The following is a 25,880-nucleotide window of genomic DNA, read 5'->3' as shown; positions in this document are numbered from 1 at the left end:
CCGCTTAGGCTACAAAGTGTCGGGCTTTCCGTTATATCTTTTGCAAAAAAAACAAAAGGATGCCACTACAATCCCTAATGCAAAAAACGCAACCTTTTTAGGTTGCGTTTTTTATTAAAAAAGCAATAATTTAGTTTGCATAATTTATTAAAAAGCACTTTTTTGTAACAAAAACAGATTAAAAACGTCTTATTTTTAGGATAAATTAACCGTTAGCCTATATTCAAGTTAATTATTAGCATAAATCAAAACCATTACCAAAATGAAAAAACTAATAGTAATTCTTATCGTATTTATCATCAGCTTTCAAGCTAAATCACAAGACGTTCAAATTCCAGATGAAGTTAAAACATACATTCAATCAAGAGTTAATAATCAAGTTAATGTTGGTATCGTAGTTGGATATATTAATGGTCAAAATATAGACTATTATAGCTTTGGTAATACTGCAATTAAGGATGGAACACCTGTAAATAAAAATTCAGTGTTTGAGATTGGATCTATTTCAAAAACATTTACGACCACCATTTTAGCATTAAAGGTTAATAATGGCGAAATGAGTTTAAACGACCCAATTTCAAAATACTTACCAGAAACAGTCACAGTGCCAACAAAAAATGGCAAAGAGATTACATTACAACATTTAGCAACACATACGTCTGCTTTACCACGTATGCCAGATAATATGGCTCCAAAAGACGTAAACAATCCGTTTGCAGATTATACCTATAAACAATTATATAGTTTTATTTCTAATTACGAGCTAACTAGAGATATTGGTGCTATTAGTGAGTATTCAAATTTAGGAATGGGATTATTAGGTCACATTTTAGAGCTTCAAAGTGGTCAAACTTTTGAAGAGTTAGTAATACAACATATTGCTAATCCCTTACAAATGGATGATACCAGAATAGTATTAACTCAGCAAATGAAAAACCGCTTAGCAAAAGGACATGCAGGATTATCAGAAACTAATAATTGGGATATTATCACCTTAGCTGGAGCAGGAGGAATAAGGTCAACTACTAGTGATATGGTAAAATATATCCAAGCAAATTTAAACTGTGCTTCTGGAAACACACCATTAGATAAAGCGATGCAATTAGCACATCAGTCTACTTTTAAAAGTGAAGAACAGCGTATAGAAATGGCATTAGCTTGGCATATTGAAAACGGTAAATTTTTAATGCATAATGGTGCAACAGGTGGTTATTGTGCAATGTCTGCTATTGATAAAGCGGATAAAAAAGGCGTAATAGTTTTGACAAATAGTAATGAAAACGTGGATGCTATTGCTATTAAATTAATGGTACCAACATATCCATTACAACCTGTCAAACCATCAATAGCAAAGGTAATGGCTAAAAAAATTAAAGAGAGTAGTATAGCTGAGGCTGTCATGTTTTATAAAGATGCTAAGGTAAGTCAAGCCGATACTTTTAATTTTGATATAGACCAGCTTAACACTTTAGGTTATCAGTTTTTAGAAGAAGACCAAAATGAAATTGCTTTAGCATTATTTAAATTAAATGTAGCACAATTTCCGGAGGCTTCCAACCCATACGACTCATTAGGTGAAGCATATTTAAAATCAGGAGAACAAACATTAGCTATCACTAACTACAAAAAGTCTTTAGCATTAAATCCAGCAAACGACAATGCAAGAGACGTTTTAAAATCATTAGATGTGGTATTGGAAGAGGTTGTTATATCTCCAGAAATACTAAAAACGTATGTTGGTAAATATCAATTAGCACCAGATTTTTTTATTGCTATTTCAACAAACGATGGACGTTTATTTTTACAAGCAACTAACCAATCACAATTCGAAATTTATCCTTCAGAAGTAAATCAGTTTTATTTAAAAGTTGTGGAGGCTAAAGTGGAGTTTAAAGCAAATAAAGACGGTCAAATAGATGGTATGATTTTATTTCAAAATGGTCAAGTATTACCAGGTCAGCGCGTAGAATAATAAAATTAATTCGCGATATTTGCAGTGTACATGCAAATATGATTAATATTAGAGAATATATAGAAAAAACAGTGGTTATATCTGATCAAGATTGGCAATTGTTTTCATCTAAATTAGAGAATAGAACTTTTAAAAAGAAAAGCACAATACTAGACGTTGGCGATACAGAAAACTATATTTCGTTTATAGAAAAAGGTATCGCTCGTTTTTTAATTCCGAAGGAAGAAAAAGAAATAGATTTGACCTTTGGATTTTGTTTTAAAAATGAGTTTGTAAGTGCTTACGATTCTTTTTTGACCAGAAAACCTTCATTATATAAGTTACAAGCGTTAACGGATATTACCATGTGGAGCATATCTTATGACGATCTACAGGAAGTGTACGAAAAAAGTTTTGCAGGTAATGTAATTGGTCGTTTATCCTCAGAACGTTTGTTTTTAATTAAATCAAAACGTGAGCAATCGCTTTTAAATGAAACTGCTGAAGAGCGTTATTTAAATTTGTTTACAGAGCGACCAAACTTAATAAAGGAGATTCCGTTAAAATATATAGCATCTTACATTGGTGTTACTCCTCAGGCTTTAAGTAGGATTAGAAAGCGAATTTCTTAACTTAGGTTCATTGTATGAGCATAATAGTATGTAGACCTTTGTAAATAAAGTAAAGTCTATGGCTATTTTAATATTTATCATAATTTTATGGTATACAGGTTTGTTCTTTCAGACCTTCTTTTTACATCGTTACGCAGCACATCAAACCTTTACAATGTCCAAAGTGACAGAGCGTATTTGCTTTGTATTAACATGGGTTTTTCAAGGATCAAATTATTTAAGTGCCTATGGTTACGGAGTAATGCATAGGATGCATCATGCTTATGCAGATACTGAAAAAGATCCGCACTCACCTAAATACGATAGTAATTTATTTACTATGATGTGGCGCACAAAAAATATTTATCAGGATATTAATAAAAAACGTATTGCAGTAGCAGATAAGTTTACTAAAAATGTACCACAATGGAAGGCATTTGATAAGATAGCAAGTTCTAGAATTTCAAGATTATCATGGGCTGCAGCCTATATTGTGTTTTTTAGTGTCTTTGCAACTGCTTGGTGGCAATGGTTATTACTACCTATCGCATTTTTTATGGCACCAATCCACGGAGTTATTATAAACTGGTTTGCGCATATTTATGGTTATCGTAACTTTAAAGTTAGTGACACGTCTAAAAATTTACTGCCTGTAGATATTTTGATGATGGGAGAAGGATACCATAATAACCACCACTCGCATAGTGGACGTGCTAATTTTGGTGTACGTTGGTTTGAAATTGATTTTACATACTGCATAATGTATGTTTTAGATAAACTACATATTATAAAAATTAAAAAAACTGCTAATTAATTAGCAGTTTTTTTTTGCATAAATATTTAATCCAAAATGATTAATTTTTATATAAAGCTGTTTTTTAATGTTTTACAAATGGCTTGGGTTTAGCTAAATAAAAAGTAAAATAGGCTATTTAACTTTAGTGACTAAAAAGTAAATTTAGTACTTAAATAACTAAATATAAGTTTCTATTTTAGAGGTATGAAAACCAACCTAAAATTATTTCTTCTTATATATATAAGCGTTACTTGTCTTTTTAGTAATAAGGCTTTTTCACAGCATCAAACAGATAGCTTATCATACTACACAAATGCTATAGAGAAAGTAACCTCTGAAGAAACGCTAGCTAAGGCGTATCAATATTTAATTGAGCATTTAGAAATTAAAAAGAAAAAAAACAGCAAATTAGGTATAGCTTATGATTTATATTTTTTAGCAAGAATAGACTACAAAGTAGGTTTTTATGATGATAGTGAAGTAAGTGCTGTTGAAGCTTTAAAGATATTAGATGGTCTAAAAGTTAATGATTATAATACTAAACTAACAACAGGAGTTTTAAACCTTTTGGGACAAGTCTATAATCAAAAAAACATGTTTGATAAAGCTAATGAGACGTATTTAAAAGCGTTATCTATTACTGCAACTTCAAGAGATAGTTTGGTATTGTATAACAACATTTCTAATATTTATAAAAATCAAAAATTATATAATAACGCTCAGAGCACATTAATAAAAGCAACTAATTTATTTAATAGGGTAGAAGACTCAATAGAAAAGGCTAGAGTTATTGATAATTTAGGGTTTATAAAATTTAAATTAAATAATCAAGGTGCATTTGACGATTTTAGGACAGCTTATACCATACGTCAAAATGTTGATAATTTAGCCGAGTTATATCCAAGTTATAAAAATTTATCCGAATATTACTTAAGTAAAAAGGATACAGCCCAAGCTTTATCCTTTGCAATAAAAGCCTATGACGTTGCTAATAAGGTAAACAGTTTGTCCTACAAATTAGATGCAGTTAAAACAAGGTATAACTTAGGAGATAATACGGTATTTAAGGAGTATTCATTTTTAAACGATAGCTTATTAAAAGCGACAAAACTGAGTCAAAATAAGTTTGCTTTACTAAAATATAACGTTAGTAAAAGTCAATTACAGTCTCAAATAGAGAAAGCTCAAAAACAAATCTACCAACTATTAGCAGTTGTAATATTGATTTTAGCTTTGGGTTTACTCTATTTTTTTAGAGCTAAACATAAAAAAGAAAAATTAAAAGAGGTTTATACAACAGAAACTAGAATATCTAAAAAAGTACATGATGAGGTAGCAAATGATGTCTATCAAATAATGACAAAATTACAGAGTAAAGCCACTATAAATGAAGACTTTTTAGACGATCTGGAAAAAATTTACATTAAAACTAGAGATATTTCTAAAGAAAATAGCACAATAAATGTTAATCAAGATTTTGAAATCCTACTTACAGATTTATTAGCTAATTATAGTAGTAATCAGGTTAATGTGATTACAAAGGACATTGCAAAGGTAGATTGGAAAAAGGTGTCAGATGTTAAAAAGACTGCACTTTACAGAGTGTTACAGGAGTTAATGACCAATATGAAAAAACATAGTCAAGCTAATATTGTAGTCGTAGTTTTTAGTCAAAACAATAAAAAAGTGACTATTAATTACAACGATAATGGTGTAGGAACACTATTAAAAAAGAATAATGGTTTGCAAAATGTGGAAAACCGTATTCAATCTGTTAATGGAACAATTACTTTTACATCCACAGTTAATAAAGGGTTTAAAGCAAACATTATATTATAAAGTATGTTTAGTAAAGTAATTATATCAGATGATTTAGGTAGTATTAGTCAAGGCGTTTTATCTGTTTTGAGTAATTTATCCATAACTAATGTCACACAAGTACAATATTGTGATGATGCTTATCTTAAAATATCTAAAGCAATTCTAGACCAACAACCATTTGAGTTGTTAATTACAGATTTATCGTTTATTGCAGATCATAGAGACCAGAAATATAAATCAGGAGAAGAGCTTGTTGCTGCTTTAAAGCAACAGAATCCTGATTTAAAAATCATTGTTTATTCGGTAGAAGATAGATTACAAAAAGTAAGAATCTTGGTTAATAAACATAACATTGATGGTTATGTTTGTAAAGGTAGACGTGGTTTGATAGAACTTGATCAGGCTATTGTAACGACATATCAAAATGGTCAATATTTATCACCTCAAGTGCAACAGGCTTTAAGTCCAAAGTCTAATTTAGAGATTGATGATTATGACATTTTATTAATTAAACTACTATCTAATGGTTTGTCGCAAGAACAAATTAGAGAACAACTAAAAATAGATAATATTTCGCCTAATAGCTTGAGTACTATCGAAAAAAAGCTAAACAAACTACGTATACAATTTAAAGCTAACAATGCCATACATCTTGTCGCAATCGTAAAAGATTTAGGATTAATTTAAAAAAAAACAAGTCTTTACGGGAAACCGTAAAATACATAAGCTAACAAGTCTTAAAATTGTATGCTAATTAATTAATAATGTTTTTTCTAAGGGAAAAAACTTTAGGCAATCCTTAGTGATTGCCTTTTTTATGATTTGCTTTAACCAAGTAAATTGATTAGAGTTTACAGAAATAATTTTAGCTAATTGTCATGATGTATTCTCGATTAAAGCCTTGCAAATTTATTGTAGGGCTTTTTTATTTTGTATTAATCTTGTAATCAAAAATAAAATTCAATTAATTGTTTTAATTTTAATTTGTATGCTACTTTTCATTACATTTAATTAATATGTAATTCATTATTAAAAACAATAATTATGGCTAAATCACAAGACGCAAAAAAAAATGTAAAAAAGGAAGCGACCTTATCGCCTAAAGAAAAAAAGGCTGCTAAACTAGCTAAAAAAGCAACACGAAAATAATAGCTTATCTATAGACTGTTAAAACCACTCAAAAATGAGTGGTTTTTTAATTTAAAGCTATTACCTTTAGCTACGTTATAAATTTCAACTTAGCACTTATGGATATAAAATTAGCAGTACTTATTGATGGAGACAATATTCCCTCAGCATATGTAAAGGAGATGATGGAAGAAATTGCTAAATATGGTAATCCAACAATTAAACGTATTTATGGAGATTGGACCAAACCAAATCTTAATAAATGGAAAAGTTTACTATTAGAAAATGCAATAACTCCAATCCAACAATATGGCTATACTACTGGTAAAAATGCCACAGATTCTGCTATGATTATTGATGCAATGGATATTTTATATTCAGAGAAAGTAGATGGCTTTTGCTTAGTATCTAGTGATAGCGATTTTACACGTCTTGCAACGCGTTTACGTGAAGCTGGAATGAAAGTCTATGGTATTGGAGAAAAGAAAACGCCAAACCCTTTTATAGTCGCTTGTGATAAGTTTATTTACATAGAAATACTTAAAAACCTAACGGAAGACAGTACATTAGAACCCTCAACCAAATCTTCTAAGTCCAAAAATAATTACGACACCATCACACAAAAAGAAATTAAGCTTATTGCTACAACTATTGACGATGTTGCAGATGATGATGGTTGGGCATTTTTAGGTGATGTTGGAAGTTTATTACAAAAAAAGCAACCTAATTTTGATTCTAGAAATTATGGTTTTCAAAAACTAACACCTTTAATTAACAGTATTCCAGCGTTTGAAATAGATAGTCGTGAGGACACTAGAGGTCGCATGAAGCTAATTTATGTCAGAATTAAAGAGGTAAAACCTAAAGGCCGAAAGCGATAATTAATCACACAATTATTACTACTATAATTTAAGGTAATTGCGACACTTTATATCGTGCAGCTAATAAATCTTGTACTTCTTTAATAGGTTTAAAGCAACCTTTAAGTTTTAACTTGTTATTTTTACTAAGGTTTTTTACGTCAATAAACTGACCAGAATCATTATTTTTCAATCCTTGTTTTGTTCTAAAGCGTAGTAATACTCTAAATGCGTTTATGCACGAGTCAAACAAATCTTTGTGCTGAGGTTCGATTTCAACCAGTTTTTGGTAGCGTGCTATAGTATTGTTTACATCCTTAATATCATGCGACAAAATTAAAACACGTGCAGCATCAACAAGTGGCATAATAGCTCTGGATTTAATATCAAATTGATCTTTATGTTCTCCAGAATGCTCTACTAAAAAGCTTCTAAAAAAGCTTAAAGGTGCAGGTTTTTTTAAAGCATTTCTACCCATAAAAGTTAAGAAGATTTCATGACTATGTATGGCTCTAAAAATATTGTCAGACATACCACTAACTAGACTTTGGTTTCCATAAACAAAGTTATAATCAAAAAAAATGTTGCATAACATCATTTTATCTTCGTCAGAGTGGGTAATCCAATTGGTAAATTGAGATTTCCAATCAGAGACGGTTAAACACCATTTTGGGTTACTTGCCATCATGTTATCAGGACAAAACTTAAAGCCAACAATAGCTAGTTTTTTATTTACAGCAGTTGCTAATTTTAAAAAGTAAGCTTTTGTTTTATAGTCTTCTGTACTGTCTTCATACACTAAAGCATTGTCTTGATCTGTATATAATAGTTGCTCTTTCCTTCCTTGACTTCCAATAGCTAACCAAGCAAAAGATACAGGTGGTTCTTGGTTAAACTCTGCAATAGTTAACTCTAAAATACGCGATGTAATAGCATTATTTATTGCAGAAATTATTTTGGTTATAAAACTAATTGGGATACTTTGTTTAAGATACCCTTTTAATAAATCTTGCGCTTTTTCTCTAATATATTTTAACGACTCAGCAGAATTTGCTCGTTTTATTTCTTTAATTAAAACCGAAGGATTATTACCATAAATTACAATAATATCATGCTCTGATAGGATACCAATTAACTCAGAATATGGTGTCCCATCTTTGGTAATACATAGGTGTGAAATATCATTTTTAAGCATTGCAATTTGTGCTTCGGCAACAGATATACTGTCAGGAAACGTGATAACTGGAGAAGACATAATGGCTTCCACAGTGTCTGTTATGGTGTGTAATCCAGTAGCCACTTTATTACGCAAATCTTTGTCTGTAATAATACCAATTGGCTGTTTGTTATTAGTTATTACAATAGATCCCACTTTATTAGTGCTCATTATTTGCGAAGCTTCTTGTATGCTAATTAATGGATTGCATACCACAGGGTTTTTAGAAAACTTTGCCGATTGCATTTCGGTAAAACTAGAGGCTTCAGGTTTTAAAACACCAATGTTAGCAAATAATGTACCCTTGTCTTCATCACTATAAGGATTACGTGTATTAGTAGCAAAACTGGCAATTAAAAACTGATTGGCTTTTGGGTTATTTATTATAATATCTTCAATAACCTTAGCAGGAATACTATAAATAATACTTTGCTCAATAGCTCTTGCATCCAATAAATAATGATCTTTACGTATTAATGCTCGTAATCCAAAAATATCTCCAGCATCACATTTATCAACTAATTTATCATCTTTAAAAATACCAATTGCACCTGCCTTTACCACGTAAAATACTTCTTGTAAAGCTTCATTTTGTTTAAAAATAAAATTATCCTTTTCAATGTAAATTACCTCAATCTCAGACGCAATAGCTAACAATTGCTCATGACTTAAAGCATCAAAAGGAGGAAAGCCTTTTATGAAATCTAAAATACGTTCTGTAATGGCGTTTTTCATCTTACTAATTTATGCAAAATTAATAGGTTAAAATTGGACTATTACTATCATTTTGTTAAAATAATTAGCAAGATAAAAAGACATTTTATTTGATTAACTTAGTCTTCTAATTATCAAGTTTATGAAAACCAAACTATTTATTTTAAGTGTCTTGTCTTTATTATGTTTTAATTGTAAAAAGATAGAAGAAACAAAAAAGGTTGAGACTACTAATACTGCAGAAAATTATTTAAAACCCAATACTGAAGATCAATTTTTAGGAGGTATAAAAATGATACCAATTACAACACCTAAAGGCGAATTTAAGGTTTGGACTAAACGCGTTGGAAATAACCCAACAATGAAGGTGCTTTTATTACATGGTGGTCCAGGAATGACACATTAAATTTATGAATGTTTTGATGGTTACTTTCCGCAAGAAAATATAGAGTATTATTACTACGATCAATTAGGATCGTATTACAGCGATCAACCCAAAGATTTAAGTTTATGGGATTTAGATAGATTTGTAGAAGAGGTGGAACAGGTCAGAATTGCTTTAGGTTTAAATAAAGATAATTTTTACTTGTATGGTCAATCTTGGGGAGGAATTTTGGGTATGCAATATGCCTTAAAATATCAAGATAATTTAAAAGGATTAATTATATCTAACATGGTAGCTTCAATACCTGACTATCAAAAATATTCGGACCAGGTGTTAGCACCAAAATTAGATCCTGAAGTTTTAAAAGAAATTATGAGCTATGAGGATAAAGAAGATTATACAAACCAAAGATATTTAGATTTAATTGTCGAAAATTATTACACCAAGCATGTTATTAGAATGCCAGTCAAAGATTGGCCAGAACCAATTAACAGAGGCTTTAAGCATTTAAATCCTGATGTGTATGTAACAATGCAAGGACCAAGTGAGTTTGGTATTAAAGGTAATGCTACGCTTAAAAATTGGGATGTAAAAGACCGTTTAAAAGAAATAAAAACACCAACCCTTACCATTGGAGCAACGCATGATACTATGGATCCAGAACACATGAAATGGATTAGTACCGAAGTCCAAAATGGACGTTTTTTGCTTTGCCCAAATGGCAGTCATTTATCTCAATTTGATGATCAAAAGGTGTTTTTTAAAGGGTTAATTAGTTTTATTAAAGATGTAGATTCTGGTGCGTTTTAATACGTGTCAGGTACATCAGTTAAGGTTTTTAGATAAGCTATAATGGCTTGCTGCTCGGTTTCTGTAAGGTTTAAATTGTCAAAAGGAAGCGTTTGATGGTCCAAATCAAAACCTAATCCACCACCTCCACCAAGGTTGTAAAAATTAAGGACTTCCTCTAAAGTTGTATAGATGCCATTATGCATATATGGACCTGTTATAGCTACGTTTCTAACCGTTGGCGTTTTAAACATACCTTTATGTAAGGCTTCTTTATATTTATAATAAAAACCAGAATCGTCATCTAGTTTTTTATTTTGGGCTGTTTTTGGAACACCAATAACTTCTTTTTCTGTTTCAGTAAAAAAAGGCGGTACAGTTCCGCTAGTTAAAGGCATAAAATGGCATGTGGCACATAAGGCTTTTCCCATAAATAGGTTATAACCTAAGGTTTCTTCATCTGTAAAATTATTAAGTTCTCCTCTAATATTTTTATCAAATTTAGAGTCAAAACCGTTTAAAGTAGAAATATAAGCAGACAATGCTTTAATAACATTGGTATTATTTTTTGGAACTTGTCCATAGGCTTCTTTAAATAATGTAACGTAAGTTGAATCTTGTAAAATAGCTTCAGAAAAGGTGTGAACGTTAGTATTAAATTCTTTATCATTTAAAAACACAGATGAAATTTGTTCAATCATCGTTTCTGATTTACCATCCCAAAAAAAGCTTTTTTGAAAGGCACTATTTATTAAAGTTGGTGTGTTGCGCTGTAATGGCTTACCGTTATTATCTAAGTTAACAGTCATAGCATCTGCATACCCTAAAGCAGGACTATGACAGGTAACGCAAGCCATACTGTTGTTAGCAGAAAGTTGTGTGTCAAAAAACAATTTTTCGCCCAAAGCTATTTGTTTGTCTCTTGGGTTACGGTTAGTAGTTGGTGTAAAATAGTTTAAGTTGAAACTGTTACTTTCAAAAAAAGTAGGTGCATCAAAATTAAAAGCTTCTGTATTAGTAGGTTCCCAAATGTTAGCTGTTTTCCTGATAGAAACCCATTGACGCGTGATTGGATTTAAGTAATCTCTGGTAAACGTAAACCTATCAAAAGCATCAAAATCCTGATGTTGATTAATGTAATTTATTGCTTTTAAAATCGAGTTGTTAAACGCATCATCTAAGGATTTGTCTTTGTTTATAATAGAAGATTTTAAGGTGTTATTATATACGTTTTGAAGACTTTTTAATGAAACAGCACTTTCTTTTATACCTAAATGACTAACAGGAGTATCAAATCCTGACATACCCAAACTTACAATGCGCAAAAGCTGTTGGTGTGTAGCTATAAAAAACCGTTGTGGTGTTAACGCTCTGTTTTCCATATTTGCTTTTAATATAGCAAACAACCCTTGTGTAACATAGATTTCTTGATTAAAATCTGTGACAGACGTCTCTTGCTCATAAATACTTTCTTCTATTTTTTGAAGACCAATAGGTTTTAATATTTTGCCAGTATCTTCTTTATACACAGGAAGTGCAGGACCATTAGCTCTGTGTCCTACTTCAGGGTTTAAATATGAGGCATAAGGCTCTGCTTTTTTAAAAGCCTCTCGTGCTAATGTAAAATAGTGTTTGGTGCTTTTACCAGTAAGACCTTCGGTTTTTAAACTATCTAAGTATTTAGAAGCAAGGTCTATATTGTTTATATAGTACTTTTGTGCAATGTCCCAATTTATGACGTCTATGGTTTCGGTTTTATCCGATTTGCAAGCTGATAATGTTACTAATAATACTATTGTAATTAAAAATGAATGGTATGATTTCATGTTAAGATTGTAATAAACAAAATGAATCTCCATTGTACAATGGAGATTCATTATTAATAATAAAAGATGTCGTTTTATCTAGGTAATCCTTGTAGTAATACGATTTGTCCACCTTGGTTGTGTGGTAAGTTTGTAGATATAAAATCGTCACTTTTCCAGTAGTGTGGCTGTAAGTTTAGAATAAATGTGTCTGGCACACCAACTTTGTCAGAAATGTCAATTAAAGCACCAAACTCTCCAGATAAAGAAGAGCTTCCAGTAGGAGATAAGTTGCTTTCAATTTTTAAATCTAATACGTCTGTTGGATTATTTCCGTTTAAGTCTGTTTGGTAGATTCTAGCTGCATGACCTCTATCAAAAGAGTTAGGATCTTCTTGAATGTACACATAGTTTTCTGTTACACAAATATTATCTGGACTTTGTAAGCTAGATAAGTTACCATCTTGGTTGTTTGTGTCTGTGTTACCACTTACAATTTGTGTTAATTGACCTTGTAATGGGTTGTTGGCATCTAGGTTTAATTTGTAAATGGTTCCCCAATCATTATAAGTTCCTGCTCCAGGACCTCTTCCTGTAACTGCAAAATAAACGTTTCTAGCGTTTTCATCACTTCCTTTTTGGTAGTCAACATCTTCAACACGCATAAACTGTGAAGCAAAAACACCAGTACAAGCTATTTCCATTTCGTTTTTGGTCATGGCTGCACCATTTTCTATTTCAACAAATTCAACATTATAGGTGGCTCCAAAATCTAAGCTTCCTTCATTATAAACTGTATTTGCTGCAACATTTTGGATACCATTGGCACCATCAGATACTTCTTTTAAACGTAATACATATATTTTACCGTTAGTTAAATCTGCATCTCCATTTTCTGATAAATACATGATTACTTGACCTTCAGAGCCACTAGAATCGTCATCTCCACCAATAATCACTGTTTTTCCTGCATATGAATTTTGAGGTAATGGTACTGCGTTTTCCCAAGAAAATTCACCCAAAGCGTCCAAACCAAAGTCAGCATTTGGAGTAGGTGTTTCTATCCAAGGATCTATTGCTTTAACATCGTATGCGATACTTTCTGAAGCAGATAAAAAGAAATCTTGAGAGCCACCATGTATTGCAGCTTCCCACATTGTACCAGAACATTGTCTTGCAAAATCAGCAACTCCAGCGTTTAACAACCATTCACCTTTTATAGGTCTCATGTTTTCGTCAAATCTAATTCTAGAGACACTATAATCGTCTTCTGCATTGACAACATAAATATATTCGTTACCATCTTTTAATAAACCTGCACCATCTTGTGCACCAACTAAACGGAATCCATTTGGTAAATAATCTGTCGAGCTAATTAATGAGTAAGCTTTTACATTGTTAAAGTTAGCGCTAATATCTACTAAAGGATCTAAAGCCGATTTGTTACTAAAAAGCTCATCAGTAGGTGTAAAATCTTGACCATCCTGACCGTTAGTTCCGTCTAATCCATTTTCTCCTTCACAGCCTACTAATCCAAATCCTAGACTGGTAATTATGCATAATTGAAAAAAATGTTGTTTAATTAATTTCATTGTATTTGATTGTTTAAGTGGTTAATTTTGAACAAAACTAAGGTCAAGAGTTTTAAAGAGTATTAACTAAAAATGATTGAAGTTTTAAGAAAACTTTACGCTAATGTTACTATGTAAACTTTATGTTAAGTGAAGGTTTTTAGTTGATAATGTCTTGTTTGTTAATGCTTTATAGCTGTTTTGGGTGCTTTTTTTGTTTTACGTTTTATTTAAGATTAGTTAATCTAACGATAACTTTTAAACGTCAAAAAAGAACGGAATTTGCAGAAAAAACAATGGAATTATTTTTAGCAGTATTTGGAGCATTATTTTCAATTATGAATCCTTTAGGAACCGTTCCTGTATTTGTAGGCTTAACAGGAGAGCACAGTAAAAAAGAACGCTCTGTTACAGCCTTTTGGACAGCAATAGATGTTTTGGTTATTTTATTGCTTTCGTTTTTTGCAGGTCAGTATATCTTATCTTTTTTTGGAATTAGTCTTAATGCTTTAAAAATAGCAGGAGGATTAATAATTACATCCTCTGGCTTTGCGTTGTTGACCGGAAAATTTAGAGAACATAAAGGGATGAAACGTAAAAAGGTACAAGAAGATATACATACTAGAGATGGAATAAGTTTAACACCATTAGCAATACCTATGTTAGCTGGTCCTGGGACAATTTCGTTATTAATTACTTATAATCAAGAGTTTACTTTAACTTCCGAAAAATTAACAATAGTTGGTGCTATGCTTTTAGCAGCCATTACTATTTACGTCATTCTTAAAAGTGCGCATTTAATCGTTAAATTTTTGGGAGCTTCTGGGATTAATGCGCTGTCTAGAATTATAGGTTTTATAGTAATAGCTATAGGTGTGGAGTATATAATATCTTCGGTAGTAGATATACTTTCAACAATTAAAATATAGTAATGGTTATAAAATGATATTTCGTTTTCTAGTTCTTTTAATAAATAAAAATAAAATTAGAGACATAAAACCAAAAACCGTAAACCCTATAAATAATGGTAACGCTGTTGTGTCAACAAAACTACCAATGTAATTTGCAATTGGTACAGCCATTATTGTAGATATAAATCCTGTTATAGCAGCTCCAATACCAGCAATATGTCCAATTGGCTCCATAGCAATAGCTCGTAGATTTCCAAAGATAAAGCCTATGGTGAAAAATTGGATAGCCATAAATATTAATATAATTGGTAATGCAGGATTAGTTGTAGCATTCCAAAATAATATGACATACAGTAACGCATTAACGCTAAAAACAATGATAGCTAAATAGGATAAACGCCACATACCAAGACGCATAACAAAGCTTCCGTTTAAAAAAGTGGATAAACCAACACCACATGCCAATCCAGCAAAGATGTATGGAAACTCGTCTATTAAACCATATTGATTTTCAAAAATGACCTGAGAAGCACTTAAATAAACAATAAATGCACCAGAGATAAAACCAGAAATAATGGTAAATCCTATAGTTTCTTTATATTTTAATAATTCTTTTAAACCATCAATAAAAACATGTCTAGTAAACTTTATTTTATATTCAGGCTTTAAGGTTTCAGGCTGACGTTTCCAAAACCAAATAGCAACAACTAAAGCCATTATTAATTGAACATAAAAGATTCCTGTCCAATCGTAATGGTTTAAAATAAATTTACCCATTACAGGTGCAATAACAGGAACCAGAATAAAGAAGGTTGTAACAAACGACATTATTTTGGCCATATAATCTCCTTTAAACATGTCTCTAATAACAGCAATAGCGATAGTTCTTGGAGCTGCTAATCCAACACCTTGGATGATACGACCAACAACCATCATTTCTAAACTATGTGATAAAACACAAACTATACTTCCTATTGCAAACACAGTAAAACCAATATAAACAATGGGTTTTCTACCAAAACTATCCGATAAAGGTCCAAATAATAGTTGTCCAAATCCTAAACCTAGAAAAATCATGGTGATTAGTAATTGGTTGTTACTAGTGTCTAAACTATTAACTGTGATTCCTATTGCTGACATTGCTGGTAAAATAGCATCAATCGCTAAGGCAACAATAGACATTAAAGATGCCATTAGTAATATAAACTCTAACTTAACAGGTGGATTTTTTTGCATGCTGCAAAAGTAGTTTAAAAAAGAATTATCATTGGTTTTATTAGTGTGAAATAGGTGTTAAAATAGACCCAATTAATTTGATAATTATCAAACTTTTATAACAACTTTGCAAAACAATTATATATTGAATAAATAGTTATATTCGTATGTTGTATCTTGTAACAAACCTTTGATTTTCAATGAGAAATAGTGTAATCATTAGCCTGATTTTTGTGATGATTTCTAATCAATTATCAGCGCAACAAATTGCTTCGGATGTAATAAAGGAGCAAATTACTAAGTATAAAAACGATTTACGTGGTCCTTACAAGGATATTCGTTGGTTTTGTACTGATGGTAGCGTAAGGCAACCCAAAGATCCTTGTCCAGATAATGTTGGACCAGGAAATCAACATGCTAGATATAAAGATGAAGTCGAAAAATTAGCCTTAAGTAATCATATTTTTTTAGGTCAAATTTTGTCATTTTCTAAAACTGAAGCGTTTTGGGATGCATCAACTAGCTATTCAAGATTAAAACAATACCAATTAGATAAATATTTAAGAGGCGTTGACAATGGTTGGATTAACAGAAAAAGTCAATTTTATAGAGGTGCCATTCAGTCGGAAGATGAAGAAGCTTGGGGAATTGATTTTTACAAATGGCTGTTATCAAAAGACGATGTTATACAACAAAATTTCTTTTTAGTTAGACAATCCTTAAAGGATATTCCGCATAATGGAGACGATAATTTAGCGCAATTAATGCGTAGTCAATCCAAAGTGCTATCTGATGCTTATTTACCATTTATGGATTTACGTGTAAAAATCCATGCACAACCAGAAATTAACGATATTGAAAAAGTGAAAGCTTTTAGGGCAAAACATGTAACTAAACTGTCTGTTAATCAAATCAAGATGATTGACGATTTAATAGTTACAATGACCACCTTTTTTAAACCCATAGATTTAACTGCTTTATTGCAAAAGGCGACCTTGTTAAAAGAGACTACTTTTGGTAAAGCATTTAAGGATTATGTATCTGTACAGCATGAAACAAGTAATACTTCGGATTTAATCCAAAATACAGCAGAGGTATTAACGCTTTTAAAAACTTCTGTTTTAGAGGAAAAACGTCCTTTGGCACGTTTACAATTACTAGATATATCGTTAAAATTAGAGGAGATAATTTTTAAAAATGCACCTCTTTGGCAACCACAAACCGTAGCACAATTAGTGGATAAAATATGCTATTTAGGTATGGCAACTGCTGCAACTGGTTATATAGAACAGCATGAGTGGGAAGCGCTAAATCTAACATTATCTGGCAACACAACAAACGATACTACTTTAGGCGAATTAACCACTGTTTTACAAAACGGAAGAAGTTTGGTGGAATGGAGTTCTGGAATGGTTAAAGCTACTTATCAAGAAACCGTAAACACCTATACTGCTTTTGAGCCATTAGCATACGGTTTTATTGATGATAAAATTAGAGGATCCATTGCTTTGCATTTAGGTAAAGCGGTTGGAGAATTAGGTGATTTTATAGCCAACGAGTCTGCATTGACAAATAAAGTATTAAGTATTCCAAACCAAAGTACAATACGTGGTTTAAATCCAGGTTATGCGTTTGGTGAGTTAGTAGTAATAGCAGGATCTCCTGATGATATTGAGGTGTCTTCAAATAAAATATATATTTTCCAGCGTCCACCAGCAGATTTAAAACCTGTTGCCGGAATTGCAACAGTATCTGAAGGTAATATGGTGTCTCATGTACAATTATTAGCACGTAATTTAGGCATACCAAATACCGCTTTATCTGATCAAAATCTAGAGGATTTAATTGCCTTTAGCGGTCAAAAAGTATTTTATGCAGTATCTAATAAAGGCAATGTAATTATTAAAGTAGAACAAGACATGTCTGAAGAAGAACGTGCTTTATTTGCTAAAAAAGAACGTCGTGATGAAAAAATAGAAGTCCCTGTTGAAACCATTATTTTAAATGAGCATAACGTTTTAAATCTGCGAAATGTTGATGCTAGTAATTCGGGTAAAATTTGTGGCCCAAAAGCAGCTAATTTAGGACAATTAAAAAAAATGTTTCCAGAGCAAGTTGTAGAAGGTTTAGTAATTCCGTTTGGAATATTTAGAGATCATATGGATCAAGATATGCCAGACCAAAGTAAAACTTACTGGCAGTTTTTAGAAGCAATGTTTAAAGAAGCAATTGCTATGGAATCTAAAGGTATTGCAGAAGAAGAAATTGAACACTACCAGTTAAGACAATTAGAAACATTACGTGCTGCTATTAAAAAAATGCCTTTAAAAACAGAGTTTATAACCCAAATGGAAAATGATTTTAAAACTGTTTTAGGACAAGATTTAGGTGCCATTCCTGTGTTTTTAAGAAGTGATACTAATATGGAAGATTTAAAAGAGTTTACAGGAGCAGGATTAAACCTAACACTATTTAATGTGGTTGATAAATCCAAAATATTAGAGGGTATTAAAGATGTTTGGGCATCACCTTACACAGAACGTAGTTTTAAATGGAGACAAAAATATTTATTAAATCCAGAAAATGTATTTCCATCAATTTTAGTAATTCCTAGTGTGGATGTTGATTACTCTGGAGTGCTAATAACAAAAGGATTAACGTCTGGAAACGATCAAGATTTAACTATTGCTTTTAGTAGAGGAGCAGGTGGAGCTGTAGATGGACAATCGTCTGAAACCTATTTACTAAAGGATGCTGGTGGTTATCAATTTTTAGCACCTTCGCGAGAGCGTTATTACAATAGTTTACCAACCACAGGTGGTACGCTTAAACAGTCTGCAACCTTTGAGCAGCCTATTTTAAACGCTCAAAATATGGCAGATATTAAAGCGCTAGCTAAAACTATTAGACAAACTATGCCAAGTGCTACAGATGCAGACTATCAAGGCGCATATGATGTTGAATTAGGCTTTAAGGATGACAAACTCTGGTTGTTTCAAATTAGACCTTTTGTAGAAAATAAAAAAGCGTTAAGTTCTACGTATTTACAATCCATTACACCAACAGTAAACACTAATAAAGCGATCGCGCTTTCAAAAAAAATATAAATGAAAAAAGTATTAATTGTTCTAGTTTTAGTACTAATATGTTCTGCTTTTACAACAGCAACGTTATATCCAATTGATGGATATGAGTACACAGGTATTAAGCGTTTAAAACGTTTAGAATTAATTAAAAGTGGCGAAATAGTGGAGAAACAAACCTTACCTGAAGGTGCGTTTAAATCCTATTTGGATATTAAATTAAATTTAAAAGAAAAAGCAGCAGATAGTTTGCATTGTTTTTTTAAAGATAATGAAGCTTTTCAAAAGGAGATTAGCAATTTATTTAGAGGATTAGATAAAAGCTACTCGTTAACCGTAATGGATATTACAGACTTAAATAATATTAAATACGCGCATCGTAATGAAACAGCAGGTTACCAACCAGGAAGTGTAGGTAAGCTGGCGGTATTACTAGGTTTATTTGATCAATTATCAAAAATTTATCCTGATAATTTTGAAAAGCGTATCACGTTATTAAAAACTAAAGTAGTTAAAGCAGGAGTTTGGGGTTTAACAGATGAGCATACTATACCTATTTATAACATTGAAACTAAAAAATTAGTAAAACGTCAGGTTATAGCTAGTGATGAGTTTTCTTTATTTGAGTGGGCTGACCATATGTTATCTGTTAGTAATAATGGAGCAGCAAGTATTGTTTGGCGCGAAGTGTTATTAATGCAAGCTTTTGGCGAAAAATACCCAGAATTAACTGAAGCAGATGCCTTAACTTATTTTAAAACCACAGAAAAAAAGGTGCTAACAGACCTTGGTAACGATGTAGTAAATTTACCGTTACGAAACCTTGGAATAACTGCAGACGAATGGCGTTTAGGAAGTTTTTTTACTAGAGGAGCAAATACTTACGTTGGTGATAAAGGAGGAAGTATTGGAACGCCATTTGGTGTTATGAAATTTTTAGTACAATTAGAGCAAGGTAATGTTATTGATGAGCAGTCTAGTCTAGAGATGAAACGTTTGATGTACATGACAGACAGACGTATTAGATATGCACAAGCACCTGCTTTAAAGGAAGCAGCAGTCTATTTTAAATCTGGAAGTTTATATAAATGTGATAGAAGTAATGGACAGGTTTGTGGAAAGTATATGGGTAATATTCAAAATTTTATGAACTCTGTAGCAATTGTAGAGCATCCTGATAACACAACTTATATGGTTGTATTAATGACTAATGTATTGCGTAAAAACTCGGCAACAGACCACATGACTTTAGCAGCAAATATTGATAAATTAATCAGGAAGTAAGGCCTAAAAGACTTTCGGTTTTTGTTCTAATTTTTTTATTAGTTTCATTAATTAACACCAATTCTAATAGCGGTTTAAAGTTGGTGTTATTTGATTTTTCAATAAGATATAAAACAGCAAATTTTAGTTTTACGTCTTTTCGTTTTAAAAGCTCGTTATAGCATTCAATTTCGCTAAAAACTTTAAGGTTTAATTTTTTTAATTTTTCTTCTTGATTAGAATCTAGTAACACTGATTCGGCAACCGGAATTAATTCTTTTTTAAGCTGACTGTTTAGAATATTATCTAAAAACTCGATTGCATGAATGCGCTGCTCTTCTTTACCATGCATGATGGTGTTTAAGATAGGGTCAACATCATTTGGAGGATATTTAATGCCTAAAAATCTAAAAATACGTTGCAGTTGTCTATCCAATCGTTGTTCTAGCAAATGAATAAGTCCGTTTCTGGCTTCGTTTTCATCTTTAGACTCTATGGTTACCGATTTCATTTTATATTGTAACACAATTTGAGTGTGTATAACAGCTAATGTATTTTGATATAATTGACATTCGTCTAAAATTTTATCCACTATAAAGCGATCTTTAATTTTTAGATGTGGATACTTCCATTTTAATCGTTTTAAGGCTTCAATTGCCTCAATTTTAACTGTATGTTCTGTATCACCAGTTAGCAACATTAATGTGTTAATGGCTTTTTGTGATTTAAACTTTTCAATAACCAATATTACATAAGCAGCATCTTCAAAATCTATTGTTTCTTTTATAACCTTTTGATATAGGACGTCTATAACAGGATCGTTATAAAAAAACAAGGCGTCTACAGCAATTTGTCTGGTTTCTTTTATTGATAAATGCGAAATAATATGGTCAATAAATTCAGGATCTAAAGTTTTGGATGCACTGATTATTGCGGTCTTTACAACATCTAAATCTTTGGAAAGTAGTTGCGTTTTAAGCACATTGTAGTAGGTGCTGATTTTTGCGTTACCAATACTTTCTAAAACAGATTTAATAGTATTGTTTTTTAAATTGGCATCAGTAAGTTCTAAATATTTATTTAAAGCAGATTCTATTTTTTGTTCTAAGTTAAAACGATTTTGTAATAGTTGGTTGTTTCTTAACTCCAAAGATAAGCCTACTAAAGCTGCATTAGCAATGGTATTGTCTGTACTATTTATATGGTTTTCAAATAAAACGATTGTATTTTGCTTATAATTTTTTAAAAGATATCTAAAGGCAGACGTTGTAACTTGCTGGTTATCGTCATAAATCATAGCTTCAATTTGTGTTGATAAATTTTCCGTTTTCAAAAAATATAAATTATCAATAGCTAAGGCTTTTACTTTAGGAGAGTCGTGGTTTAATAGTGTTTTAATGGCAGTAAAAAAACGTTCGTCTTTAACTTCAAGTGTTTTTTCAAGCATGTTAATTATTTGGTTTTCTTTACCAGTATTTAAAACGCGTAAAACGGAACCAATGATTGAGGTGACTTTAAGTTCCTCTTTATGGACTTTACTTTTTTTGACTTCAGTGTTATCTAAAAGTTGTTTAAATGCGATGACATATTGCTGTCTTAAAAAATAGATTAAAACCAACCATATAATAATCAAGACGATAATAATAATACTAATAGATGTCGATGAAATATCTAAACCGTTAATAAAAAATATTAAAATAAAACCTGCTATTCCTGTAGCTATACTGTCCACAACAACATCTGTAAAAGTTTTAGTTTTCTTTTTAATATCCATTTGAATAGGTATGGATAACAACTCTGTAGAGGCTTTGTTTACAGACTGTTTTAAACTACCATCCACTACTTTTATAAATACAATAACCCATAACTCCGGAATAAAAAGTAGTAAAATAGAGCCTATTAAAATACCAGCAGGAAGCCATAAAAGGGATTTGCCAACACCAAAAGTACCAACAATACGTTTGGTTAAAAACAGTTGAATTAATAATGAAATAACACTTAAGGTAGAAAACCAAAAACCAAAAAATGACGTTAACTCGTCTTCCGTAGCTATAAATCTAGAGGCATAATCACTATATTGATAATCAATTAACTTGGCAATTAAAACACTCATCCCAATGACTAATGCAATTAAGCTTAATAATTTGGATTGTCTTATTAGTTTAAAAGGTGATTTAGAATTCGTCTCATTTTTAATAGATAACTGAAACTCGTTTAAACTTTTAACCTCATTTTTCCAAATATATCTAGATAATGGTACACATATTGAAACTAGTATTGCAGCTATAAAAAGTAAGTCTTCTGTGTATAAAATTTTAGTTAAAAAGGAAGTAAGGTAACCTCCAAAAATACCACCAGCAATAGCACCTGCACCAATAAATCCAAACACTCGTTTAGCTTCTCTAACATTGTAAACCACATTAGCCAATAACCAAAATTGAGACGCAGTAAGTAATCCGTAAATAGCGACCCATACATACGGAATGTATAAGAAAACGCCTGAAATGACATTAAATTTCAGTAAAATACCAAACGCTATTAATGAGGTAATAGAGGCTATTAATGTCCTATCAATTATGATATTTAAAGTGTATTTTTCTAGAGCTTTGGTATAAAAAAAAGATCCAATTATAGCCATTAACGCTGTTAGTACGTAACCTAAAGGTAAAGCGTTAGAGGTAAGCTCTGATAAAAACAGCGAATTTATTGTAGGCTTAATAACCAACAATGTTGTTATTAAAATAAAGATATTGAGTTGAAGTAGGAGCGTTTTGTTTAACTCTTCTTCTTTAATATCAAATGCTTTTAAAATAAATGTTTTAAGCTTTTTATTAATAGGAAGTTTGATTTTCAAGATGGTGTTTATAGGTCAAAAATTATTGTCAAATAACACTATAAAGGTATTGCTTTTTATGTTTTATATAGGCAATAATTTATCTAATTTAAGGGTAGACTATTGTGTTCTTAAAACTTTTTCAATAGGTTTAATTAAGTCTCTAATAATTTGCTCTCCAGCTGAATCTTCGATTAAAGCGACTAAAATATAGCGTCTATTGTCGTCTTTTCCCCAAACTAAAACAGAGTCTGAATGGTAATTTTTCCATGAGCCAGATTTTCTAAATATTCTAGCTTCAGGAGCAATTTTATCTAAAGTGTTTACAAATTTATGGTGTAACTCTGGGTTTTCCATAATATCTAACATTTGTTTAGATCGTTTTCTGTTTACTAATTTACCATTGGCTAGTAAGTAATAATATCTGCATACTTGTGTAACTGTAGCAGCATGACTAAGGTTTTTTAAAGGCTCTCTGTTAGTATTTCCGCCACCACCATAACGTTTTCCAACCCATAGACCACCTCCAAAGTTTTCGTCATAAAACTTATATTTTGGGCTTCTCATAACCGCTTCAATCTTGTCGTATCCTAAGCGATCAATCATTCTGGTTGTTGCTTGATTGTTGGATTTGCTAATCATTAGTCGCATATCCTTTCTAATATCTTTAGTCTCTATTAGTTCTTTTTTATCAATAGCATCCATTGCAGCAAGTAAAACAGCGATTTTTGGTAAACTTGCAGCATACATCATGTGGTTGCCATTAAGTCGTGCAAATTTTACATTATTAGTGTCTCTTAAGTCCACTAAACCAATTGCCATTTTTTTCTGATTAATTAAGGTTTTCCATAACGGATTAGAATTAATTTCTTTTTCTAATGTTTTTTGAAGATTATTATCAACCAAAGAAGTCAGTAATGCAATTCTGCCATCACTTGTAGGTAAAGGCAACTCATCTTGAGCAAAACTATTGGTTACTAACAAAGTAACTAAGGCAAGAAAAAAAAATTTTGTTTTCATCTTAAAATAACACAGTAAATATAATATAGCAAATGTATATAAATAACTAGTAGTTAAAGTGTTAAATTTTAATATTGAGCATTTTTATATTTATCAGCATTTGCAGTACTTGTCTGATAACTACTATAATTATTTAGTTAATTTATTATAATTTAAGGTGAAAAATAATCTTTACAAGACTTAAATTTTAAATATTTCTTTTAAAGTAATCAATCCATTTTTTATGAATATTAATTTACTTAAATTTGTTTGAAACACGACATCAAAGTTAGATTTTAATGATTTTTAAGCAGTTCAGAATTAATTCTTTTTTTACTTTATTTATAACGTTATTTCTATTTTGTGGTTTTGCAATTGGTCAATCTAAAAAGCAGCAAAATTATTATAGTTTATTAGACTCTGCACAAACATATTTGGATGTCGACCCAAAAATATCAGCTCAGTTTTTAGATAGTATTCCTAATCCAATTACTTCTAATATTACAGGACGGTTAGCATATTATTATCAATTAAAGGGACTTTTAAATGATAAAAATGAAGAACCTATCAAGCAGTTTCAAAATTTTGCTTTAGCTTTAAAACATGCTAAATTAGAGAAGGATTACGATATTGCAGGCATGGTATCTGTTGAGCTTTTTTATAATTCGTATCTAATTAATAAGGACTCTACTGCATTTAAATATCTAGAAGATGCTAAATCATTTTATACTAAAACTAATAATGCAAATGGCTTAGCAGAAGTAAGTCAAATGTACGCTTACATTCCTTTTGATCAAGGTGATTACGCCAAAAGTAACGCCTTATTATTGTCTAATTTACAGCAATATAAAAATATTTTAGAGGATCAATATTATTACATGTATGCCTTATTTATGTTGACCTCTAATTACGCACATTTAGATAATTTAAATACAGCACATTATTATTTTAATTTACTTAAAAATTTAGAAAATAATAGTACAATAGTAAGTGCATTGTACAAATCACATATAGTAACAATTAATAATTGTTTTGCACACATTCAGTTCAAACAAAAAGCAATGGATTCCGTAGCGTTCTATCTTGATGCATCTACTAAAATGCGTCAATCAATGAATAGCTATGATGTTAAAGAGTATTTTAAACTATATGCTGACTATTATGGACAATTGGGTAACGACGTTGCTAAAAATAACTATTTAGATTCTTTAAGTGTATTTAACGACCAGTTGTTACAAAAAGCATCTAACGCAAGTTTAGAACTAAATAATGCGTTGGTTAATACTGACGAAGCATTGCTAGAGGTTACCAAAAAAAGAAATACAAATAGAATATGGATTGAAATACTTATTGGTGCTATAATTGTGTTTGGTACTTTTATAGTATTACGCTACAAGAAAATTAAACTGAAGATTATCGAGTTTACTAAACGCAAAGACGAATATCAGTTTATGCAAACCAATCATGAAAAACTGAAAGTTAAGGTTAGAGGTTTGGAGGATTATATTACTGAACTTAAAAGAGAGTTGAGAACCATTTCTTCTATAGATAATTCTTCTGAACAAAAAGAAAAAACTAAAGCATTATATAAAAACATACACCATCAATCGTCAACATTTTTAGCAAAAGAAGAAAATTATTTAGATCTAATTAATGATGTTAATATCGAGTTTTTTACTCAAATAAAAGCGATGCATTCTAATTTAAATGATTCTGAAATCATCATCTGTTATTATTTGTTTTTAGGTTTTAAAAATAAAGAAATCGCAGCTTTTTTTAATACCTCTACTCGTGCTGTAGAAAGCAAACGCTATCGTATTTCCAAAAAAATTGAGGAATTAGACAGCACACTCACGCTAATTGATTACTTAAATGACACGTTTAAGGATTCTAAAATTAGTGCACTTTAACCTAGTAAAACCTTGATTT

Annotated in this window: 16 protein-coding genes and 1 pseudogene; 11 read left to right on the top strand and 6 right to left on the bottom strand. The window is 30.9% G+C overall.

Annotated features, from left to right (window positions below; all coding sequences use genetic code 11):
- The first annotated feature begins 262 nt into the window (after positions 1 to 262).
- From B2989_RS12800 to B2989_RS12775, 6 genes are all read left to right on the top strand, one after another.
- Entirely contained in the window at positions 263 to 1,972 is a 1,710-nt protein-coding gene (locus tag B2989_RS12800) for a serine hydrolase (protein ID WP_292949097.1), read from the top strand.
- Positions 1,973 to 2,010: 38 nt separating this feature from the next.
- On the top strand, positions 2,011 to 2,583 hold the full coding sequence (locus B2989_RS12795; protein WP_145001469.1) for a Crp/Fnr family transcriptional regulator: 573 nt from the start codon (positions 2,011 to 2,013) through the stop codon (positions 2,581 to 2,583).
- 58 nt (positions 2,584 to 2,641) lie between these two features.
- Complete coding sequence (locus tag B2989_RS12790) at positions 2,642 to 3,376, top strand: acyl-CoA desaturase (protein ID WP_292949093.1); 735 nt, start codon at positions 2,642 to 2,644, stop codon at positions 3,374 to 3,376.
- A 186-nt stretch (positions 3,377 to 3,562) separates the two neighbouring features.
- A complete protein-coding gene (locus tag B2989_RS12785; RefSeq protein ID WP_292949090.1) occupies positions 3,563 to 5,197 on the top strand; it encodes a tetratricopeptide repeat-containing sensor histidine kinase in 1,635 nt (544 codons plus the stop codon).
- Between the two features lie 3 nt (positions 5,198 to 5,200).
- Entirely contained in the window at positions 5,201 to 5,866 is a 666-nt protein-coding gene (locus B2989_RS12780; protein WP_292949087.1) for a response regulator, read from the top strand.
- A 560-nt stretch (positions 5,867 to 6,426) separates the two neighbouring features.
- Positions 6,427 to 7,188 (top strand): NYN domain-containing protein, encoded by a 762-nt coding sequence (locus tag B2989_RS12775; protein WP_145001473.1) that lies wholly within the window; start codon positions 6,427 to 6,429, stop codon positions 7,186 to 7,188.
- 28 nt (positions 7,189 to 7,216) lie between these two features.
- On the opposite strand, the gene B2989_RS12770 is transcribed toward B2989_RS12775, so the two are convergent.
- Positions 7,217 to 9,118 carry a DUF294 nucleotidyltransferase-like domain-containing protein gene (locus tag B2989_RS12770; RefSeq protein WP_292949080.1) on the bottom strand — a complete coding sequence of 634 codons (1,902 nt, stop codon included), beginning with the start codon at positions 9,116 to 9,118 and terminating at the stop codon, positions 7,217 to 7,219.
- Between the two features lie 121 nt (positions 9,119 to 9,239).
- On the opposite strand from B2989_RS12770, the pseudogene B2989_RS12765 reads away from it, so the two are divergent.
- Positions 9,240 to 10,292: pseudogene (locus tag B2989_RS12765) on the top strand (proline iminopeptidase-family hydrolase).
- On the opposite strand, the gene B2989_RS12760 reads toward B2989_RS12765, so the two are convergent.
- Both B2989_RS12760 and B2989_RS12755 read right to left on the bottom strand, forming a co-directional pair.
- Entirely contained in the window at positions 10,289 to 12,097 is a 1,809-nt protein-coding gene (locus B2989_RS12760; RefSeq protein ID WP_292949077.1) for a cytochrome-c peroxidase, read from the bottom strand. The pseudogene B2989_RS12765 and the gene B2989_RS12760 sit on opposite strands and share 4 nt — an antisense overlap.
- 74 nt (positions 12,098 to 12,171) lie before the next feature.
- A complete protein-coding gene (locus B2989_RS12755) occupies positions 12,172 to 13,668 on the bottom strand; it encodes a hypothetical protein (protein WP_292949074.1) in 1,497 nt (498 codons plus the stop codon).
- A gap of 275 nt (positions 13,669 to 13,943) precedes the next feature.
- Between B2989_RS12755 and B2989_RS12750 the strand changes: the two genes are divergently transcribed.
- Positions 13,944 to 14,576 (top strand): MarC family NAAT transporter, encoded by a 633-nt coding sequence (locus B2989_RS12750; protein ID WP_292949072.1) that lies wholly within the window; start codon positions 13,944 to 13,946, stop codon positions 14,574 to 14,576.
- A gap of 6 nt (positions 14,577 to 14,582) precedes the next feature.
- Here B2989_RS12750 and B2989_RS12745 read toward each other — a convergent pair whose 3' ends face one another.
- Complete coding sequence (locus B2989_RS12745) at positions 14,583 to 15,794, bottom strand: multidrug effflux MFS transporter (RefSeq protein ID WP_292949069.1); 1,212 nt, start codon at positions 15,792 to 15,794, stop codon at positions 14,583 to 14,585.
- A gap of 179 nt (positions 15,795 to 15,973) precedes the next feature.
- Between B2989_RS12745 and B2989_RS12740 the strand changes: the two genes are divergently transcribed.
- Together B2989_RS12740 and B2989_RS12735 are read left to right on the top strand one after the other, a co-directional pair.
- Entirely contained in the window at positions 15,974 to 18,880 is a 2,907-nt protein-coding gene (locus tag B2989_RS12740) for a PEP/pyruvate-binding domain-containing protein (RefSeq protein WP_292949066.1), read from the top strand.
- A complete protein-coding gene (locus B2989_RS12735; protein ID WP_292949063.1) occupies positions 18,881 to 20,140 on the top strand; it encodes a serine hydrolase in 1,260 nt (419 codons plus the stop codon). It begins immediately after the preceding gene.
- On the opposite strand, the gene B2989_RS12730 is transcribed toward B2989_RS12735, so the two are convergent.
- Together B2989_RS12730 and B2989_RS12725 are read right to left on the bottom strand one after the other, a co-directional pair.
- Positions 20,130 to 22,973, bottom strand: a complete 2,844-nt coding sequence (locus B2989_RS12730) for an NTP/NDP exchange transporter (protein WP_292949060.1) — start codon at positions 22,971 to 22,973, stop codon at positions 20,130 to 20,132. The two genes, B2989_RS12735 and B2989_RS12730, sit on opposite strands and share 11 nt — an antisense overlap.
- A gap of 99 nt (positions 22,974 to 23,072) precedes the next feature.
- A complete protein-coding gene (locus B2989_RS12725) occupies positions 23,073 to 23,972 on the bottom strand; it encodes a serine hydrolase (protein ID WP_292949058.1) in 900 nt (299 codons plus the stop codon).
- Positions 23,973 to 24,250: 278 nt separating this feature from the next.
- On the opposite strand from B2989_RS12725, the gene B2989_RS12720 reads away from it, so the two are divergent.
- Positions 24,251 to 25,861 carry a helix-turn-helix transcriptional regulator gene (locus B2989_RS12720; RefSeq protein ID WP_292949055.1) on the top strand — a complete coding sequence of 537 codons (1,611 nt, stop codon included), beginning with the start codon at positions 24,251 to 24,253 and terminating at the stop codon, positions 25,859 to 25,861.
- Positions 25,862 to 25,880 lie beyond the last annotated feature (19 nt).

This window comes from Olleya sp. UBA1516, assembly GCF_002323495.1.
Taxonomy (GTDB): domain Bacteria; phylum Bacteroidota; class Bacteroidia; order Flavobacteriales; family Flavobacteriaceae; genus Olleya.
This window is presented reverse-complemented; position numbering and strand designations above follow the sequence as displayed.

Excerpts from the sequence above, each read along its gene's own strand:
- B2989_RS12735 (WP_292949063.1), top strand. The coding sequence starts at position 18,881 with ATGAAAAAAGTATTAATTGTTCTAGTTTTAGTACTAATATGTTCTGCT.
- B2989_RS12770 (WP_292949080.1), bottom strand. The coding sequence starts at position 9,118 with ATGAAAAACGCCATTACAGAACGTATTTTAGATTTCATAAAAGGCTTT.
- B2989_RS12785 (WP_292949090.1), top strand. The coding sequence starts at position 3,563 with ATGAAAACCAACCTAAAATTATTTCTTCTTATATATATAAGCGTTACT.
- B2989_RS12775 (WP_145001473.1), top strand. The coding sequence starts at position 6,427 with ATGGATATAAAATTAGCAGTACTTATTGATGGAGACAATATTCCCTCA.
- B2989_RS12725 (WP_292949058.1), bottom strand. The coding sequence starts at position 23,972 with ATGAAAACAAAATTTTTTTTTCTTGCCTTAGTTACTTTGTTAGTAACC.
- B2989_RS12745 (WP_292949069.1), bottom strand. The coding sequence starts at position 15,794 with ATGCAAAAAAATCCACCTGTTAAGTTAGAGTTTATATTACTAATGGCA.
- B2989_RS12740 (WP_292949066.1), top strand. The coding sequence starts at position 15,974 with ATGAGAAATAGTGTAATCATTAGCCTGATTTTTGTGATGATTTCTAAT.
- B2989_RS12720 (WP_292949055.1), top strand. The coding sequence starts at position 24,251 with ATGATTTTTAAGCAGTTCAGAATTAATTCTTTTTTTACTTTATTTATA.
- B2989_RS12795 (WP_145001469.1), top strand. The coding sequence starts at position 2,011 with ATGATTAATATTAGAGAATATATAGAAAAAACAGTGGTTATATCTGAT.
- B2989_RS12790 (WP_292949093.1), top strand. The coding sequence starts at position 2,642 with ATGGCTATTTTAATATTTATCATAATTTTATGGTATACAGGTTTGTTC.
- B2989_RS12760 (WP_292949077.1), bottom strand. The coding sequence starts at position 12,097 with ATGAAATCATACCATTCATTTTTAATTACAATAGTATTATTAGTAACA.
- B2989_RS12750 (WP_292949072.1), top strand. The coding sequence starts at position 13,944 with ATGGAATTATTTTTAGCAGTATTTGGAGCATTATTTTCAATTATGAAT.
- B2989_RS12755 (WP_292949074.1), bottom strand. The coding sequence starts at position 13,668 with ATGAAATTAATTAAACAACATTTTTTTCAATTATGCATAATTACCAGT.
- B2989_RS12800 (WP_292949097.1), top strand. The coding sequence starts at position 263 with ATGAAAAAACTAATAGTAATTCTTATCGTATTTATCATCAGCTTTCAA.
- B2989_RS12780 (WP_292949087.1), top strand. The coding sequence starts at position 5,201 with ATGTTTAGTAAAGTAATTATATCAGATGATTTAGGTAGTATTAGTCAA.